This window comes from Mammaliicoccus sp. A-M4, assembly GCF_022386955.1.
Classification (GTDB): Bacteria; Bacillota; Bacilli; order Staphylococcales; family Staphylococcaceae; genus Mammaliicoccus; species Mammaliicoccus lentus.
Window position 1 is genome coordinate 1 of sequence record NZ_JAJNHH010000014.1, and the last position, 18,644, is coordinate 18,644.

At 30.9% G+C, this 18,644-nt stretch carries 19 protein-coding genes and 1 riboswitch; of the genes, 14 read left to right on the forward strand and 5 right to left on the reverse strand.

The features are described from left to right. Positions 1-607 precede the first annotated feature (607 nt). Both LQ682_RS11535 and zwf read right to left on the reverse strand, forming a co-directional pair. Positions 608-1,468: a helix-turn-helix domain-containing protein gene (locus tag LQ682_RS11535; protein ID WP_064211255.1), complete on the reverse strand. Its 861-nt coding sequence runs from the start codon at positions 1,466-1,468 to the stop codon at positions 608-610. Between the two features lie 28 nt (positions 1,469-1,496). Continuing rightward, positions 1,497-2,981, reverse strand: a complete 1,485-nt coding sequence (zwf, locus tag LQ682_RS11540; RefSeq protein WP_016999129.1) for a glucose-6-phosphate dehydrogenase — start codon at positions 2,979-2,981, stop codon at positions 1,497-1,499. Between the two features lie 199 nt (positions 2,982-3,180). Here zwf and rnz point away from each other — a divergent pair, with 199 nt between their 5' ends. After that, a complete protein-coding gene (gene rnz / locus LQ682_RS11545; RefSeq protein ID WP_016999130.1) occupies positions 3,181-4,098 on the forward strand; it encodes a ribonuclease Z in 918 nt (305 codons plus the stop codon). A gap of 88 nt (positions 4,099-4,186) precedes the next feature. Here the strand turns inward: rnz and proC are convergent, their stop codons facing one another. After that, positions 4,187-5,008, reverse strand: coding sequence for a pyrroline-5-carboxylate reductase (gene proC, locus LQ682_RS11550; RefSeq protein ID WP_016999132.1), 822 nt, complete (start codon positions 5,006-5,008; stop codon positions 4,187-4,189). Between the two features lie 140 nt (positions 5,009-5,148). On the opposite strand from proC, the gene LQ682_RS11555 reads away from it, so the two are divergent. Further along, entirely contained in the window at positions 5,149-5,898 is a 750-nt protein-coding gene (locus LQ682_RS11555; RefSeq protein ID WP_016999133.1) for an SDR family NAD(P)-dependent oxidoreductase, read from the forward strand. Between the two features lie 95 nt (positions 5,899-5,993). Here LQ682_RS11555 and LQ682_RS11560 read toward each other — a convergent pair whose 3' ends face one another. Next, positions 5,994-6,905, reverse strand: coding sequence for an aldo/keto reductase (locus LQ682_RS11560; RefSeq protein ID WP_064211258.1), 912 nt, complete (start codon positions 6,903-6,905; stop codon positions 5,994-5,996). Between the two features lie 76 nt (positions 6,906-6,981). Here LQ682_RS11560 and LQ682_RS11565 point away from each other — a divergent pair, with 76 nt between their 5' ends. The 3 genes from LQ682_RS11565 (at position 6,982) to xerD (ending at position 9,062) form a co-directional block, all read left to right on the forward strand. Then, positions 6,982-7,524, forward strand: coding sequence for an NUDIX hydrolase (locus LQ682_RS11565; RefSeq protein WP_103269565.1), 543 nt, complete (start codon positions 6,982-6,984; stop codon positions 7,522-7,524). A 99-nt stretch (positions 7,525-7,623) separates the two neighbouring features. After that, positions 7,624-8,064 carry a ferric iron uptake transcriptional regulator gene (gene fur / locus LQ682_RS11570; RefSeq protein WP_016999136.1) on the forward strand — a complete coding sequence of 147 codons (441 nt, stop codon included), beginning with the start codon at positions 7,624-7,626 and terminating at the stop codon, positions 8,062-8,064. Between the two features lie 92 nt (positions 8,065-8,156). After that, a complete protein-coding gene (xerD, locus tag LQ682_RS11575; protein WP_016999137.1) occupies positions 8,157-9,062 on the forward strand; it encodes a site-specific tyrosine recombinase XerD in 906 nt (301 codons plus the stop codon). A gap of 93 nt (positions 9,063-9,155) precedes the next feature. Here xerD and LQ682_RS11580 read toward each other — a convergent pair whose 3' ends face one another. Next, complete coding sequence (locus LQ682_RS11580; RefSeq protein WP_064211260.1) at positions 9,156-9,659, reverse strand: DUF309 domain-containing protein; 504 nt, start codon at positions 9,657-9,659, stop codon at positions 9,156-9,158. 97 nt (positions 9,660-9,756) lie between these two features. Between LQ682_RS11580 and LQ682_RS11585 the strand changes: the two genes are divergently transcribed. The 9 genes from LQ682_RS11585 (at position 9,757) to LQ682_RS11625 (ending at position 18,609) form a co-directional block, all read left to right on the forward strand. Beyond that, the gene (locus tag LQ682_RS11585) at positions 9,757-10,491 is read left to right on the forward strand and encodes a segregation and condensation protein A (RefSeq protein ID WP_016999140.1); all 735 of its coding nucleotides are present in this window, start codon (positions 9,757-9,759) and stop codon (positions 10,489-10,491) included. After that, complete coding sequence (scpB, locus tag LQ682_RS11590; RefSeq protein ID WP_016999141.1) at positions 10,478-11,035, forward strand: SMC-Scp complex subunit ScpB; 558 nt, start codon at positions 10,478-10,480, stop codon at positions 11,033-11,035. Before LQ682_RS11585 ends, scpB begins: the two co-directional genes overlap by 14 nt. Then, positions 11,035-11,772 carry a pseudouridine synthase gene (locus LQ682_RS11595; RefSeq protein ID WP_016999142.1) on the forward strand — a complete coding sequence of 246 codons (738 nt, stop codon included), beginning with the start codon at positions 11,035-11,037 and terminating at the stop codon, positions 11,770-11,772. The genes scpB and LQ682_RS11595 overlap by 1 nt, the downstream gene beginning before the upstream one ends. 114 nt (positions 11,773-11,886) lie before the next feature. Continuing rightward, positions 11,887-12,423 carry a thiol-disulfide oxidoreductase ResA gene (gene resA, locus LQ682_RS11600; protein WP_016999143.1) on the forward strand — a complete coding sequence of 179 codons (537 nt, stop codon included), beginning with the start codon at positions 11,887-11,889 and terminating at the stop codon, positions 12,421-12,423. Between the two features lie 13 nt (positions 12,424-12,436). Then, positions 12,437-14,086, forward strand: coding sequence for a cytochrome c biogenesis protein ResB (gene resB, locus LQ682_RS11605; RefSeq protein ID WP_239724315.1), 1,650 nt, complete (start codon positions 12,437-12,439; stop codon positions 14,084-14,086). Continuing rightward, positions 14,079-15,296, forward strand: a complete 1,218-nt coding sequence (gene ccsB, locus LQ682_RS11610) for a c-type cytochrome biogenesis protein CcsB (RefSeq protein WP_016999145.1) — start codon at positions 14,079-14,081, stop codon at positions 15,294-15,296. The genes resB and ccsB overlap by 8 nt, the downstream gene beginning before the upstream one ends. A gap of 31 nt (positions 15,297-15,327) precedes the next feature. After that, positions 15,328-16,035, forward strand: a complete 708-nt coding sequence (locus tag LQ682_RS11615) for a response regulator transcription factor (RefSeq protein ID WP_016999146.1) — start codon at positions 15,328-15,330, stop codon at positions 16,033-16,035. Continuing rightward, entirely contained in the window at positions 16,035-17,774 is a 1,740-nt protein-coding gene (locus LQ682_RS11620; RefSeq protein ID WP_239724317.1) for an ATP-binding protein, read from the forward strand. The genes LQ682_RS11615 and LQ682_RS11620 overlap by 1 nt, the downstream gene beginning before the upstream one ends. 76 nt (positions 17,775-17,850) lie before the next feature. After that, positions 17,851-17,982, forward strand: a riboswitch (FMN riboswitch). A 78-nt stretch (positions 17,983-18,060) separates the two neighbouring features. Beyond that, a complete protein-coding gene (locus tag LQ682_RS11625) occupies positions 18,061-18,609 on the forward strand; it encodes an ECF transporter S component (protein ID WP_016999148.1) in 549 nt (182 codons plus the stop codon). Positions 18,610-18,644 lie beyond the last annotated feature (35 nt).

Consider the following 18,644-nt stretch of genomic DNA (forward strand, 5'->3'; position numbering starts at 1 on the left):
AAATCAAACAGATTTATTTTGTTAATACATTCTAAAAAACCAAAGGTTGATTACTTCTAAAGATATTACACATAAATATGGACTTGACTGTAGAAAATCCAATAAGAGTGTGTGTAGTTGGATTAATGAGTTAGAAAATCCAATAAAGGTGTGGTTAGTTGGATTAATGAAGTAAAAATCCAATAAAGGTGTGGTTAGTTGGATTAATGAGTTAGAAAATCCAATAAAAGCGTGTGTAGTTGGATTAATGAGTTAGAAAATCCAATAAAGGTGTGGTTAGTTGGATTAATGAGTTAGAAAATCCAATAAAAGCGTGTCTATTTGGATTAATGAGTTAGAAAATCCAATAAGAGTGTGTGTAGTTGGATTAATGAAGTAGAAAATCCAATAAAGGTGTGTCTACTTGGATTAATGAGTTAGAAAATCCAATAAAGGTGTGTCTACTTGGATTAATGAGTTAGAAAATCCAATAACGATGGCTGCACTTCATAAAAAAGCACCTATGTATATGTCGTACTTAATTTTAATCCAATAACAGTATATAAAAATAGCAGTGAAGAATTCCTATAATAATAGGGTTTTCTTCACTGCTTTTATTTATCTATATTTAATCTAATTTCTCGTAATCAATAGGTATCCATAATTGTACTTTAGTACTTTCTTGATCAAAGTTAACATCTAGTGGGTATACTTCAACATAAAAGTCATCATGTAAATAAGGCATTTTTAATTGCCATTGATTTTCAATATGGTGCCATGCTTCACTTACGACGAAATCCAATTCGCCTTGTAAATTAAAAGTAGCAAAATGATGACTAGGTAAGTAATAGTTATCTAAATGCCCTGGATAACGATCACTTGGTACACCGACGAAAACTTCTAAACCATCTAGAAGTGGTCTTCGTATAATAAAAAGTTGATTTGGTTTAACGTCATTATACCTAATAAAATCTTCGACATATTTATTTTCAATTAACATTTCCAATAAATCCGGTACAAGAAAATGGTTATCTAATTCGCTTGCTTGATAATGATAATTTTTACCTACTAAATTTAAATCATCTTTATATTGTAAAGTATAATTTAAAGGTTCTGTTTCAGTAGCTGTAAGTTTGATAGAAACTCGATTTTTAATTTTAAGCATAGATTGATGTGTCTTTGTTTGTAGTGGGCTGATACCGTGATAAGCATTATAATCATGTGCAAAAGAGTTTGCATCACGATAACCATATTTCATAGCTATATCTAATATCCTTGTGTGTCCACTTAAAATATCCTTGGCCGCTTCGGTCATTCTTCTTGCTGATTGATATTCTAAAGGCGTCATACCTACTATCATAGTAAAAGTTTGGTTTATATGAAAAGGGGATTTATCTACATAATCGCTTAAAGTTTGTAAACTAATATCACTTAATAAATGGTCTTCTATGTAAACAATCACTCTTTGTAAATCTTTAATTACTTCCAAAGTTCAGTCACTCCTGTGGGTAGAAAGATTAATTTATATCGTCCCACCATTTAAATCCATCGACTGACAACAATAATTGACTCTTAATTGGGCCATTTGTGCCAGCTCTATAATTAGGGAATGGGGCTTTATCATTGTCCCATACATTTTGTATTACATCCACATATTTCCATGTAGCTTTTAATTCTTCCCAATGCGTAAAGTTTGTTGCATCACCTTTTAAGCAGTCAAAAATTAAATTCTCATAAGCATCAACTGTGTTCATTTTATCTTGAGCACTCATCGAATAAGAAAGTTGAACAGGTTCTGTTTCAATACCTTGAACTTGTTTTTTAGCATTTAAGTGTAATGATAAACCTTCATTTGGTTGAATGTTAATAACAAGTAAATTAGATTCAAGTTGTGAATCTCTTTGATAATATAAATTCATTGGGACTTCTTTAAATTCTACTACAACTTGTATTCCTTTTTTCTTCATACGTTTACCTGTTCTTATGAAGAATGGTACACCAGCCCATCTGAAATTATCAATTAGTAATTTACCGGCTACAAATGTAGGGGTATTTGAATCATCGGCTACTTTATCTTCTTCGCGATAACTCTTAACTTGTTCTCCGTCTATTTGTCCTCTATCATATTGTCCACGAACAAAGTTTTGCTTAACTTCTGATTCGTCTAAAGGTCTAATAGAACGAAGGACTTTAACTTTTTCATTTCTAACATCTTCACTATTTAAACTGATAGGGGGTTCCATTGCTAGTAAAGCAACCATTTGTAACATATGGTTTTGGAACATATCTTTTAATGCACCACTGTCTTCATAATATCCACCGCGATCTTCAACGCCGAGTACTTCAGATGAAGTAACTTGAATATTTGATATATATTTATTATTCCACAATGGTTCGAACATCGCATTAGCGAATCTTAAAACTTCTATGTTTTGAACCATATCTTTACCTAAGTAATGGTCGATTCTATATATTTCTTCTTCTTTGAATGAACGTCTTATTTGTTCATTTAAATCTTCAGCAGATGCTAAATCATTACCAAACGGTTTTTCAATGATAAGTCTTTTGAATCCATCTGTTTCTGTTAAACCTGAAGATTTTAGGAAATCTGTAACTGTTCCAAAGAATTGAGGTGCCATTGCTAAGTAAAACAAACGATTTCCTTGTAGTTCATATTTTGAATCTAGGTCATTCGCAAATTCTAAAAGCTCTTGATAACTTGTAGCATCATTAACATCATGGGACTGATAAAATACATGCTCCATAAATTCATCTAATTTGTTTGTGTCTTGAACATGCTTTTGAACAGAAGCTTTAATCTCTGATCTGAACTTTTCATTAGACCAATCTCTACGACCAACACCTATGATTGCAATATGCTCGTCTAGTTGATTTTGTTGATATAAATGAAAAATAGATGGGAAAAGTTTACGGTGACTTAAGTCGCCAGTCGCCCCAAATATTGTAATTAAACATGGTATATTTTTAGTTTCAGTTGCCAATTTGATTACCTCGATTCTCTGACTTTTTTATCTTTATGCAATATCATTTATTATAACATGATACTTCTTGATATTCTTCAATTTGAACTATCAAAATTATAATTGAAATATTACTATACATATTAGTATACTCGAAATTATTTTTTTATAAATATAAATTTAAAAGACGTGTTATAATAATGTCGTTAGGAGGAAGACGATGGAGATTACATTTTTAGGTACAAGTGCTGGTTTACCGACCAAAGAGAGAAATACGCAATCTATTGCCTTTAATTGCCTACCTGAAGAAAATAAAATATGGCTATTTGATGTTGGTGAAGCTACACAACATAGAATATTACATACAGGTATTAAGCTAGGTAAAGTGAGTCATATTTTTATTACACATTTACATGGAGATCATATATTTGGTCTACCTGGACTATTAACAAGTCGATCTTTCCAAGGTGGAAAAGATAAACCTCTTACGATAGTAGGTCCTAAAGGAATATCTAAATTTATAAATACAGTATTAGAAATTTCTCAATCCCACTTAAATTATCAAATAACGATTAATGAATTTAATACTGATACAGATTTAAACGTCGATGGTTTTCACATAAAAGCTTTACCATTGAAACATGGCATTTTATCAGTCGGATATAGAATTACCGCTCCAGATATAGAAGGTAAGCTAGACGTTAATAAATTGAAAGAACTCGGTATGGAGCCTGGTCCGTTATATCAAGAGGTTAAAGCTAATGAAACCTTTATTTATAACAACCAAACTTATCAGTCTAAAGATTTTAAAGGGCCAAAGAAAAAAGGTAAAGTCATCACAATTTTTGGTGATACGATGCCATGTGAAAATGAACTGATTTTAGCGAAAGATGCAGATGTTATTGTTCATGAAACAACATATATAGAAGGTGATAAGAATCTAGCTAATGATTATTATCATAGCCACATAGATGACGTCTTATCTTTAATGACTGAAGCTAATGTAAAAAGAGCATTGTTCACACATTTATCAAATAGATATGAGATAGAAGAAATCGAAGAAATTGAAGAAGAAATTAACAAAATAACACACCATAAATTTAACTTTGTTAATGACTATGAAACATATCAAGTATAAGCTCTCACGCACATAAAATAATTAAAAACGCCAATTCGTTAGTTAAGTTATGAACTAACGAATTGGCGTTTTTTAAAGAATTATCACTTTAAGATTTATCTTCATCTGCTTCAGCTAATTCTATACTTCTTTTTACAGCAGCATTTAAACAATCGGTGAAAATTGCTTCTATATCGTGATTGCTTAAAGCATTTAATCCTGCTTGTGTCGTTCCACCTTTAGATGTAATGTTTTTACGCAATTGATCCATTTTTAAGTCAGAGCGTTCTATCATTTTACCAGTACCGATGATAAGTTCTTTTATAGATTCTTCTACTTGAGACTGTTCGATACCAAGCTTAGTTCCTGCGTTAACGTATTGTTCAAATACGTGATATAAAAATGCAGGTCCGCTACCAGTAATCGCTGTTACTTGGTGTAAATGATCTTCTTTTACTTCTAAAGCAGTTCCAAATGCTTCAATTAACGTTAAAACTTCTTGTTTAGAAGTAGGGCCGAAGTTTGAAGAGAAACTAATACCTGTTACTGAATGACCAACATGAGCATTCGTGTTCGGCATAATTCTAGCAATAGGATTATCATTTTGTAAATGTTCTTTAATATAGTTTATAGGTAACCCTGCCATGATAGAGATAAATTTGTTATCTGCATTAATATGAGGTCTAATACGCTCAGCTAATTTTAGAAAGTCATAAGGTTTAGTACTTAAGAAAACATAATCAGCATCTTTTAATAACTCAGCGTCATCATAACTGTAACTGACACCTAATGAATTATGATAGTCTTCTAAAGCTCCTTGATTTGATTTATTTGTTAAAAAAATATTCTCCGGCTCAATTGATTTACTGTTAACAATACCAGTAAAAATTGCGTTAGCCATGTTGCCTGAACCATAAAAAACAATTTTCATTATTAATCACTCACTTCCGTAGGATTTCATTTTCATTATAAAGTAATTAATTTTTATGTCAAAAATGATTCGGTATATATTAATCAATTACTAGAAGGTGTGTTACCATTTATAATAATACATATAAAAAGGTGATAACTATGATAGGTAAACATTTTATTGTGACGGGTGCTACAGGTTCATTAGGAGAAAGTCTAATTCATTATTTAAATTTATACGGCGCAAAAGCTACAATAATAGTTCGTAATAAAGAAAAAGCTCAAATTTTACAAAATAAATATAATAATATTGAAGATACAATCATATTAGATTTAAATAATTCAAATGAAATTATTAATATGGGTAGTTTAAATCATAAATACGATGGCATCATAAATAATGCCGGATTAGGTTATTTTAAATCTAATGATAATCATAGTTTTGAAGATATTATGGCTATATACAACACGAACTTGGTCAACCTAATTTTATTACAAAACATATTGTTGCCAAACATGAAAAGAGGGGCATCAATTGTAAATATTGCGTCTATTTCAGGAAAAGTAACAACGCCGTATGCAAGCCATTATGCCGCTTCTAAAGCAGGTTTAATAAACTTTTCAAACGCCTTAAGATTAGAAAGACCAGATTTACATGTCTTAACGGTAAATCCAGGCCCATTTAAATCGTCATTTCATTTAAAAGCTGATCCATCTGGTTCATACAATGAATCTACTGAATTTCTACAATTGGATATTGATGTTTTAGCAAACCAAATTATTAAAGGTATGATTAATAAAACGATAGAAATAAATGAACCTAAATGGATGGATATTGGACTTAGATTTTATCAGTTAGCGCCAAGAACAATAGAAAAAATATTTAAAAAAGTTTTTTTAAGTAAGATGTAATAGATTTTTATAATGAAAACGCCTCATCCGAGAAGTAAAACTAACGGATGAGGCGTTTTATTTTAATAAGAGATATACGTTCATAAGCTAGATTATTAGTTTAAATGATTTGTATATTCTAAGTTCTTAACAATTGATCTTGCATGGTTAATTTGGTCTTCTGAAAGACTTTCATTGTAATGTTGCATATTTGTAATAAGTTGTTCTTTAGAGCTTGCACCTGTGATAATAGAACCTAATGCTTCGAATGATTTTAAATAGTTAAAAGTAACAGCTGATAGATTATCAAATTCTTCTGCTAACTTTGTAACTGTTTCTGTTAAATCATCTGCATTATATTCTAATAAACCATCTTTGAATTTATTTTCTAAAACTTTATTATATTTATCAGTCAATAAACCTTTAGAAACAGGCCCTCTAGCTAATATTTTAATATCTTTATCGTTGATTCTTTCTGTCAGAGCTTCTGGTCTATTATCTAGAAGGCTAAATTGCATCATAATTGTTTCGATATTACTATTTTCTAAATAATAATCAATGACGTTTGGTCGAATAGAAGAAATACCATATGCTCTTATTAACCCTTGTTCTTTTAACCTTTCAAACGCTTCAATAGTTTCATCTTTGTTATCTTCTATTGTACCGCCGTGTAACATATATAAATCCAACTGTTCTACGTCTAGGCGTTGCAATGTATCTTTAATGCCGTTCATTATATGCTCTTTAGAAGGGTCCCAATGATGTTCTTTTGTTTCTTTATCAAAATGATTACCTACTTTTGAGCCGATAACAATATCACTGTTATTTTGATATTTTTTCAGCAAACTACCAACTATTTTTTCATTTTCACCATAATCGTATAAATCTGCTGTATCAAAATAAGTTATTCCTTGGTTAATTGCTTCGTCAATAATTGTTTCAGCATGTTCAACATCTGTACCTAAACTCATACAACCTAAGCCAACTTCTGATATTTCTATACCACTTTTTAAAGTATTTTTTTGCATATTGAAGCTCCTTTCGCTACACTTTATATATTAAGTTTATCAGATTAATTATTTAAATGAAAAGAGGCACGCTCGAATGAAGTTAACAGAAGATACAATCAGTAAAGAATTAATTTACGAAGGTAAGATTTTTAAAGTAGAAAAACATGAAATCAAATTACCTAATGGTGAAACGAGCTCAAGAGATGTTGTCTTACATAATGGAGCTGTAGCTGTGTTAGCTATAACACCTGAAAAAGAAGTATTAGTAGTAGAACAATTTAGAAAAGCAATGGAAAAAGTTTTAATAGAAATTCCAGCTGGTAAATTGGAGATAGGTGAAGAAAGAAAAAGTGCTGCATTGAGAGAATTAGAAGAAGAAACTGGTTATATTGCAGAAGACATAGAATTAATAGGTGAAGTTTACGGAAGCCCTGGATTCTGTAATGAGAAAATAAGCATCTATTTAGCTGATAATTTATCTGAAGGAAAAATGAAGTTAGATGAAGATGAATTTTTAGATATTAAAAAATATACAATTGAAGAAGTTAAAAATTTATTGTTATCTCAAAAAATTGAAGATGCAAAAACAATGATTGCGTTTCAATATTTATTATTAAATTATAATCATTCTAAATAATACAAAGTTTTCGCTTGCTTTTTTATAAAATTATTGGTAATTTAGTATACGAAATGTTTCTAATTGATAATGATTTTATTTAAGAAAGTAGGTGTCACCGTGGAAGAACGTATTCAACGTGTAAAAGAGCAATTACACAAAGCTTCCTATAAATTAACGCCACAACGAGAAGCGACTGTTAGAGTATTACTTGAGAATGAATCTGATCATTTAAGCGCAGAAGACGTTTATCTTAAAGTAAAAGATAAAGCGCCTGAAATAGGTTTAGCTACTGTTTACCGCACACTTGAATTATTAGCAGAATTAAAAGTAGTCGACAAAATTAATTTTGGGGACGGGGTAGCAAGATTTGATTTAAGGAAAGAAGGAGCGAAGCATTTCCATCATCACATGGTATGTATGGAATGTGGAGCAGTTGATGAAATTGAAGAAGATTTATTAGAAGATGTAGAAAAACGTGTAGAGAAAGAATTCGACTTTAAAATTTTAGATCATAGATTAACTTTTCATGGTATTTGCCATAGATGTAAAAAAGATTAATCTTTTAAGCTGACGTTACTAAAAGGTGTTTAACACAAATTTTAGTGATGTCTTTTTTTATGGTAAAATAAGTTCAACAATGAGGTGAATACATGGAGCAAATTATCAATGAATTTATAGATTTTATTAGATTAGAAAAAGGATTAAGCCAAAATACGATACAATCTTATAATCGTGATTTGTCACAGTATAATGAATATTTGAATGAACATAAAATTAGTCATATAGATAATATAGATCGTATCGTCATACAAAAATATTTCGCGGAATTAAAGAAAGATGGAAAGTCTTCTAAAACAATTGCGAGATTAGCTGCGACAATAAGAAGCTTCCATCAATTCGCAATTAGAGAAAAATACGCAGTAAAAGATCCAACGATATTAATAGAGACCCCAAAATATGAACAAAAATTGCCTGATGTGTTAAGTGAAGAAGAAGTGAATCAACTGTTAACATTTAGTCATATAACAAATGCTAGAGATGAGAGAGATAGGGTAATGTTAGAGCTGCTCTATGGTACTGGGGTCAGAGTAACAGAATTAATAGAATTAAAAGTTGAAGATGTTAACCTTACAATGGGCTTTATACGTGTATTCGGTAAAGGGAATAAAGAAAGAATTGTTCCGCTTGGTAAGCATTTAATGGAATTATTGCGTGTTTACATCCAAGAAGTAAGACCTAACCTTTTGAAAAAACAAGTTACAGATATTTTATTTTTAAATGCACGCGGAACTCAATTAACAAGACAAGGTTTTTGGAAAATACTTAAAAAAATTGGACTAGAGAAAGGTATTACTAAAACTTTAACACCACATACATTACGCCACTCATTTGCTACACATTTATTAGAAAATGGTGCAGATTTAAGAGCGGTTCAAGAAATGTTGGGTCATTCAGACATATCTACTACGCAACTTTACACACACATTTCTAAAAAGCAAATACGAGACATGTATTTAAATTATCACCCAAGAGCTAAAAAGGAGAATGAAAATTGAGTAAACAAAATAAAAATAATGAATCTAATAAGTACATAACACTTATTATTTTAGTTGCCTTTATTCTTATATGGGGGAGCGTATACTGGTTATTTATCGTTTAGCATGTCGATTTTCATATGCTAAATTACGACTATTAATAACTTCTGTACGATCTCTTAATAAATGATAGTGTTTAATATAATCTGATATTTGCTCATCATAATTAAATGTAAAATCATCATATGCACTTTCTAGCGCTTGATAACAAGCAGAAGTTAGAGGCAATTGTATATTTTGATATGATTTGTTTTGTTGGATGCGCAATATTTGAGAATTAACAACCGATATATATTGTGTTTTTTCTATTCCTAAATGATCGAATTGGTCATTTAGTTCTGCTATTTGTAAAGATTTTTGGTAAGTTTTAAGTGCACCTTTAACATTTCCGCGGCGATAATGGTAACAAGCCGTTGAAAATAATATTAAACTTACGATTGGGTCATTTTTACTAAATTTATCTTGTTCTTTCCAGTGTTCTTCTAAAATATCGTGACACTCAAAATAATGTCTTAACACATGGAAATGATAATGAAATTCCATAATATTTGTTTCCATCATAAATCCCTCACAGCATAGAATCTTTATACGTAATCATGTTATAATAATTTTTAGGTTTATGCACGTAAAAGGAATAGAAAAGAGGAAGTCTTAAATGTATGAAGTAAAACTCGATGCCTTTGAAGGTCCTTTAGATTTATTACTTCATTTGATACAAAAATACGAAATAGATATTTATGATATTCCAATGAAGGAATTAACAGAGCAATATTTAAGTTATATCCATCAAATGAAAATATTAGAAATAAATGTAGCAAGTGAATATTTAGTAATGGCTTCAGAATTATTAATGATTAAAAGTAAATTATTATTACCAACACCTCCATCCGATATTGATGAATTAGAAGATGACCCTAGGGAAGATTTAGTAAGACAATTGATTGAATATCAAAACTATAAAGAATATGCGCAATTGTTAAATGAAAAGAAAAATGATAGAGAACAAATTTTTGTGAAGAAGCCAGCTGATTTATCGAAATTTGAAGCTGTTCATGATAAACGAGCGCCGTTAGATTTAAATATGACAGATTTAATCATTGCATATCAACGGACTAAAAAGAGACAACGTTTTAATCAGCCACAAAATGTTACAGTTAACGAAGATTCTTATACAATTGAAATGGCAACTTCTAAAATAAGAGAAGAACTTTCAAATAAGAAAAGTTATCATTTTTTCGAAGCGTTACCACCAGATTTATCAATACCGGTATTAGTCACAATGTTTTTAGCAGTATTAGAAATGATGAAATTAAGACAAATTGATGTTTTTCAACAACATCAATTTGGAGAAATAACAATAAATCGAGGCGTCAATTATGTCAGTGAGTAAATTAGGATTATTAGAAGGATTGTTATATTCTTTAGGTGATGAAGGAATTGAAGTTAATCAATTATGTGAGTTATTAGAAATTACACCGTCACAACTTAAAGATTTAGCAAGCGAATATGAGAGAGAAACATTACAAATTATTTTTTATGGTAACAAGTGTATATTAACAGCGAAGACAATTATGCATCCATATTTAGAGCAATTAATGTTGGATAATGTAAACACAAAATTATCACAAGCAGCTTTAGAAACACTTTCGATTATTGCTTATAATCAGCCTGTTACAAGAAGTGATATAGAAGTGATAAGAGGTGTGAATTCTGATGCTTCAGTAAAAACGTTAATTGCTAAAGGTGTAATAGAGTCAAAGCATAATGAACAATCAAGAAGCCAATTGTTATATACAACTGAATACTTTTTAAATGTTTTCGGTTTAACATCTTTAGATGATTTGCCTAAGACAACAAATGATGAAAATGAACAAGAAGAAATGGATTTATTCTTTAGTAGCATGAACGAATCAGAAAATGAGGAGCAATCATAATGAGCGAAGAATTAGAGAGATTACAAAAGGTTATTGCAAAAAGCGGTTATACTTCACGTAGAAAAGCTGAAAAGTTAATAGAAGAAGGTTTAGTGACAGTTAACCATGAACGTGTAACAGAACTTGGTACTAAAGTGAAAGAAACTGATCACATTGAAGTTGAGGGGATTCCTCTTGAAATGCCAGATAAGTTATATATATTATTCCATAAACCAACTAAAGTTATTACAAGCGTTTCTGATGATAAAGGGCGCGCTGTTGTAACAGATTATTTCAAAGATTTAAAAACACGAATTTTTCCTGTTGGAAGATTAGATTACGATACTTCAGGTTTATTAATTCTGACTAATGATGGGGAATTCACAAACTTAATGACTCATCCAAGATATAAAATAAAGAAAAAATATATAGCTAAACTTAAAGGATACCTTTTAAGAGAAGAGGTTAAACAGTTAGAAAAAGGCATTAAGTTAGAAGATGGTATGACTCAACCAGCATTAATAAAAGTTAAGAGTCAAGATAGAGACCGAAATGTTACACATGTAGAAATCACAATAACTGAAGGTAGAAATAGACAAGTTAGAAGAATGTTTAGTCATTTCGGACATGAAGTAACTAAATTATCTAGAGTAGAGTACGGTCCTTTAAATTTAAAAGGTTTAAATGCTGGACAGGGCAGAACCTTGACACCGCATGAGGTTAAAGTATTAAGACATCTAGCGCAAGATGGTAAATAAGCTGAAAACGTTCACAATTATGCCACTAAACTAGTATTTAGTCATGATATACTAAACAAAACACCATAACATATTATATGTATGGTTTTTTATTGTGTTAGGGAGGATTTTTAAATGAAAAGGAAACAAAAGAAAATACTGCAAATTGTTATTACAGCTCTAATATTAATAGCAATCGTTTTTACAGTATGGTCTAGTCTTTCAAAAGATAAAGATAAAGTGGCTCAAGTAGGTGATGATGCGCCGTTGTTCGAGCTAGAAACAGTTGATGGTAAAAAAGTTAACCTTGAAGATTTTAAAGGTAAGGGAGTTTTAATAAACTTTTGGGGAACATGGTGTGAACCATGTAAACGTGAAATGCCTGAGCTAGAAAATCAATATAAAGAATATAAGGATAAAGGCGTAGAAGTAGTAGCTATTCACGTTAGAGACAATCCACAACAAATTAAACAATATTTAAGTTCATTAAAAGAAACACCAACATTTAATGTCGCTATGGATAACGATAATTTAGTTACTGATGCGTACGGTGTGAACCCACTTCCTACAACAATAACAGTTGATAAAGATGGTAAAGTGAAATCAAAACATACTGGTGAACTTTCGAAAAAACAAATCATTAAAGAGATGGAATCGGTCAAAGTGAAGTAGAGGGGGATTAAAGGTGAGTAACAGTAACAAGCAAATCGTTTGTGAGTGTGGGTTCAAAAATCCTGAAGGAACTCAGCTTTGTTTAAACTGTGGTCGATTAATTAACGACGACTACGATAAGAAAAAAACGACAGACGTTATGAGATACGATGGACAAGCCATAAGGTCTAAAACTAAAAACAGAACGTTATTGGATCGCGTTTGGAATTTCTTCGCGTCAATAAAAACAGGGGTCACATTACTAGTTATTACCGTGATTGCAGCATCAATAGGTACGATATTCCCACAAGAATATTTTATCCCAATGAACGTAAATCCCGAACAATATTATTATGAACATTATGGTTCACTAGGTTTACTATACTATAAATTAGGTTTTCATAATTTATACAGTTCATGGTGGTTTTTAATATTACTGGGCTTAGTTGCATTCTCTATCATAACTTCAAGTATAGATAGAGGCCTCCCATTACATAAATCATTAAAAAAACAACGAACTAAGAAGCATATCACTTTCTTTAAACGCCAAAGATTATACATGTCTACTAAAGATAAAGTTGATTTAGATGCATTAGGCAAATCTTTTAATGAAAAAAGATACAAAGTAAAAAGAGATGGCGATAATCTATTGCTCGAAAAAGGTCGTCTATCAAGATACGGGCCATACATTAACCATCTAGGATTAATCATATTATTATTCGGTGCAATGCTCCGCTTCTTACCTGGCTTTTATTTAGATGAGATGGTCTACATTAAAGAAGGTGAAACAAAACCTGTCCCAGGTACAGATAGAGAATATTATATGAAAAACAACGACTTTATCTATGAAGAATACGACCAAAAATCTCAAGCAAATACAAATCCTGAATCTATTGATCCAAGTCTAAATAAAATAGCGAAAAATTATGAAACGAAAGCTACTTTATATAAAAATAGTAAACAGGATGTTATCGGCTCAGATGCAAACTTAAAAGAAGTTAAATCAGATTCTATCAAAGTAAACCATCCGTTGACTTACGATAATTTACAGTTTTATCAAAGTAGTTTTGATAATTCATTGCTTAAAGAAATGACGTTCAATTTAAAAACGAAAGATGGAAAAGAATTAGGTGAATCATTCACTGTTAATTTGGATAACCCTAAGAAAGAATATAAAGTAGGCAATGACTACACAGTTAAATTACGTAGTTATGCACCAGATTATGAAAAAATAGAAAATGGTGTACTAGCAACGAAAACACCAAATCCAAACAATCCTGCTTTTGTGTTTGAAGTAAATAAAAAAGGTGAGAAACCAGAATTTAGTTTCTTAAGAATTAAAGAGTCTCAAGATATTTCTGAGAATAATCAATATGAAGTAAAATTTGCTAATGCTACTAATCAATGGGCTACAGTATTAGCTGTTAAAAAAGACTTAACGCTTCCTATTCTCTTAACTGGTTTCATCATATTCTTAATTGGTTTAGCAGTTGGTTCGTATATTAACCATAGACGTGTATGGGTTAGCGCTAACGACGGTGAATTTAATATTGCCGGCCATACAAATAAGAACTATTATGGATTTAGTAAAGAAATCAATCAAGTTCTAGACAAACATAATATTCAACATATAGTTGATACAAAAGAAGATTCACATGAAAGCAAGGAGGCAAACAATGGATAAAGATTTAATATTAAATATAAGTAATATCAGTTTATATTCAGCATTTATTTTATATCTTGTTGCAGTTGTGCCATTTTCATTTTCAGTTCGTTCTTCAAAAAAGCGAGCTGAAAAGATTGGTGTAACGTTAACGATAGTAGGATTTGTGTTACAAATCATTTATTTTATAACGAGATGGATAGCAGCAGGACATGCCCCAGTAAGTAATATGTACGAATTCTTGACGATGTTTGGCATTATGATGGTAGGTGGCTTCTTAGTCATTTATTCTATTTATAAAACGCCTGTTCTTGCATTGTTCGTATTACCAATTGCAATGTTGCTTATTGCTTATGCAAGTATGTTCTCAAGAGACGTATCTCCATTAATACCAGCTTTACAATCAAGTTGGTTAGCTATACACGTTATTACGGTAACTATATCTTATGGTATTTTATCCATTAGCTGTGTAGCAGGATTAATATACTTATTAGCAGCAGTAAGTCCAAAAGAAAAATCTATACATAGTTTCTTTGTTGAAGTCATTATGTATTTCGTTGTTATTGTTATTGGATTTATTTTAACGACTGTTGTCATGAAAGATATCGCTGGTTATGATGACACTTATTTCTTTATTGATAAGAATGATAGTAATTCAGTGCAACATTATCATCTTCCAGCTTTTGTTACACAACAAGATAGTTTGCTAGTTGATCATGTATCCGGTAGTGATTATGAACCTAAAGAGCGTACAGATATATTAAAATGGTCTAAAATTGAACTACCTGCAGTTATTAATGCTCAAAAATTAAACACTGTAATATGGTCTATTGTTATAGGTACAATCCTTTATGGTATACTAAGATTGATTTTCAAAGGTCGAACTTTATTTAGCTTAATAAAACCATTAACCAAACGCGTTAATTTATCGCTTATGGATGAAATAGGTTATCGTTCAGTTATAATCGGTTTCCCCTTATTTGCTTTAGGCGGTATATTATTTGCTAGTATTTGGGCACAGATGGCATGGAGTAGGTATTGGGGTTGGGACCCTAAAGAAGTATGGGCACTCATTACATTCTTGTATTATGCAATATTCCTACACTTAAGATTAGGTAAAGGCTGGGAAGGCAGAAAATCTGCTTGGCTAGCAGTTGGCGGCCTTGCTATCATTCTATTTAATGTAATCGCAGTTAACTTAATCGTAGCAGGATTACATTCTTACGCATAATATTGCTAGACTAGAAAGGAGTTTTGTAAGAATGACAGACCGTATTTTAGTTGTAGACGACGAAGATAGAATTCGTAAATTAGTAACAATGTACCTTGAAAGAGAAGGGTACGAAACAGATGAAGCAGAAAATGGTCAAGTCGCAATCGATAAAGCTTTAAACGAAGATTATGATTGTATTTTACTAGATTTAATGTTGCCAGAATTAGATGGTATTGAAGTATGTAAACGACTAAGAGAAACTAAATCTACACCTATTATTATGCTAACTGCTAAAGGTGAAGAAAATAATAGAGTCGAAGGTTTTGAATCTGGAGCAGATGATTATATTGTAAAACCATTCTCGCCAAGAGAAGTAGTTTTACGAGTTAAAGCTTTATTAAGAAGAACAACTAATCATGCCGTAGTCAATCAATCAAATACTGCTAAAGACCTTATCGTATTCGAAAATCTAGTTATAGATAATGATGCTCATCGTGTATTAGCAGATCAAAAAGAAGTGAACTTAACACCTAAAGAATATGAATTATTATTATATTTAGCGAAATCACCTGATAAAGTATTCGATCGTGAGCAACTCCTTAAAGAAGTATGGCATTATGAATTTTACGGAGACCTACGTACTGTAGATACACACGTAAAAAGATTACGCGAAAAGCTAAATCGTGTATCTGAAGAAGCTGCTCAAATGATTCATACTGTATGGGGTGTTGGATATAAATTTGAGGCGCCTGAATAATGAGACGGCTGAATAGTGTCGTTGTAAAACTGTGGTTATCTATTATATTAATAGTAACGACAGTTTTACTTTTATTAAGTGGCTTTTTAATCACATTTATCCAATCTTACAACACCTCTAATATTGGTGAAAACTTATATAATAATGCAGCTAAAATTGAACGACTAATGCTAAATACACATGAAAAAGATTCCACGATTGATTATGCAAGAGAGCTTGTAGAAGACCCAGCAGGACTCATTATCATTAAAAACAAAAAAGATTTACAAGAAAAATCTGAAGATCCTTTAAAAGGGGTAATGATTAATGAAATAAGAAAAAACCCTTCATTCAACAAAGTATTTCGTAGCAATGAACATGTTTTAAAAGAAATTAAGCTAACTGTTAACGGTGAAGATCATCGTTATATCTTACTAGGTTATCCTTCTCAAGCATTTCAAAGTGATAACGCGGGTATATTTTTATTCCAAGATATCAATTCAATAAAAGAAACGCAAAAAGTGATTACGTTAAGTATATTGATAGCTGCTATCATATTATTGATCGTCAGCACAGTATTTGCATTCTTTCTTTCAACTCGAATTACTAAACCACTTATTCAACTTAAATATGCTGCTTTTAAAGTAGCGAAAGGTCATTACACAGAAAAAGTACCTATTTATACGAGAGATGAAATAGGTGAACTAGGTTTAGCATTTAATAAGATGAGTAAAGATATTAGAAAAAATATAGAAGATGTAAAGTCTAAAAACAATATTCAAGAAAAATTAATCAATTCAATGATTGATGGTGTCATTGGTATCAATGATAAAAATGAAGTTATTATTTCAAACTCAAAAGCGGACGCATTCTTAAATGAGTTAAAAGACTTTGAAAACAAAGATATGAGTGAACAAAGAAATGTTACTTTTAAAGAGAAGAACACTCAATTTTTCGAATATGAATTAGGACATAAATATTATGTCGTAATATCTACTTATATTGAAAGTATTCAAATTGATGGGTCATCAGGTATCGTCATTATCATTAGAGATATGACAGAAGAACATCATATGGATCAAATGAAGAAAGACTTTATAGCAAGTGTCTCACACGAATTAAGAACGCCTATATCTATGTTACAAGGCTATACTGAAGCAATAGTAGATGGTGTTGTAACAGAGAAAAAAGATGTAGATGATTTCTTGTATATTATTTTAGATGAATCGAAAAGATTAAGCCGTCTAGTCAATGAATTATTAGAAGTAGCTAAAATGGACGCAGAAGGTATTAAAGTTTCATTGGCTGACTTTAACATCACGACATTAATTAATAAAATAGATACAAAATTCAAGCCTCAAGCTATTGAAAATAATTTAAAACTTTCAGTTAAGCATGTAGGTGATGGCAACACTTGGTATGGCGATGTTGATAGAATAGAACAAGTCTTAACAAACTTAATAGATAATGCTATTAGGTACACACACGAAGAAGATAGCATCGACGTTATATTTGATGATAGTCTAGAAGACTATGTACAAATCAAGGTTAAAGATACAGGCGTCGGCATTGCAAAAGAGCATTTAGAACAAATATTTGATCGGTTTTATAAAGTGGATACTTCTCGTACGAGAGGTAAATACGGAACTGGCCTTGGATTATTTATTGTTGAAAAAATAATAGATGCCCATGAAGGTAGTATAGATGTGCAAAGTAAAGAACAAATAGGGACAGAATTTACAATCACTTTACCAAAATAAAATATTTATGAGTTAATTTGATGAAAATCCCTTAGCAATGTGCTAAGATATAATCGTAAAATAAAATTAAATAAAAATTCATCTTCGGGGTTTGGTGTAATTCCATACCGGCGGTAATAGCCCGCGACCCAATGTGATTAATTTCATATTGGCTGACTTAGTGTAAATCTAAGGCCGACAGTAAAAGTCTGGATGGGAGAAGATGGAGGAATAATCTAGCACGCGCTAGGTTTATTTAGCTATTGCTTTTCCTCCTATTCTAACGAGATGAATGGGAGGAGTTATTATGTCTAACGATAACAAAACTAAGCGCTTACTAACGGTAAGTATGCTAATCGCAATTAGCTTTATTTTGATGTTTTTAAAATTTCCTTTACCATTTTTACCACCATATTTAACTATGGATTTTAGTGATGTTCCCGTTTTAGTGGCGACATTCACATTCGGTCCGGTTTCAGGAATTTTAGTTGCACTATTCAAAAATATTTTTAACTTTTTAATTGTATCTCATGAACCAATTGGAAATACAGCAAACTTTTTAGCTTCTGTATGTTTAATACTTCCAACTTACTATTTTTATAAGATGAAAAAGTCTAAATTATTCATGATGTACGGTTTGGCAATAGGTGTTATATTGATGACGATATTAATGAGCGTATTGAACTACTTCGTATTATTGCCACTATATGGCCAAATAATGAACCTTGCAGATTTAGCACACAATTTAAAAGCAATCGTATCAGCAGGTATTATACCTTTTAATATCATCAAAGGTGTCATCATAGCAATCATCTATATATTGATATTTGATAAATTGAAAACAATAACAAGATAGAAAACAAATAAGAAAAGCTGAGACAGAAATAAATG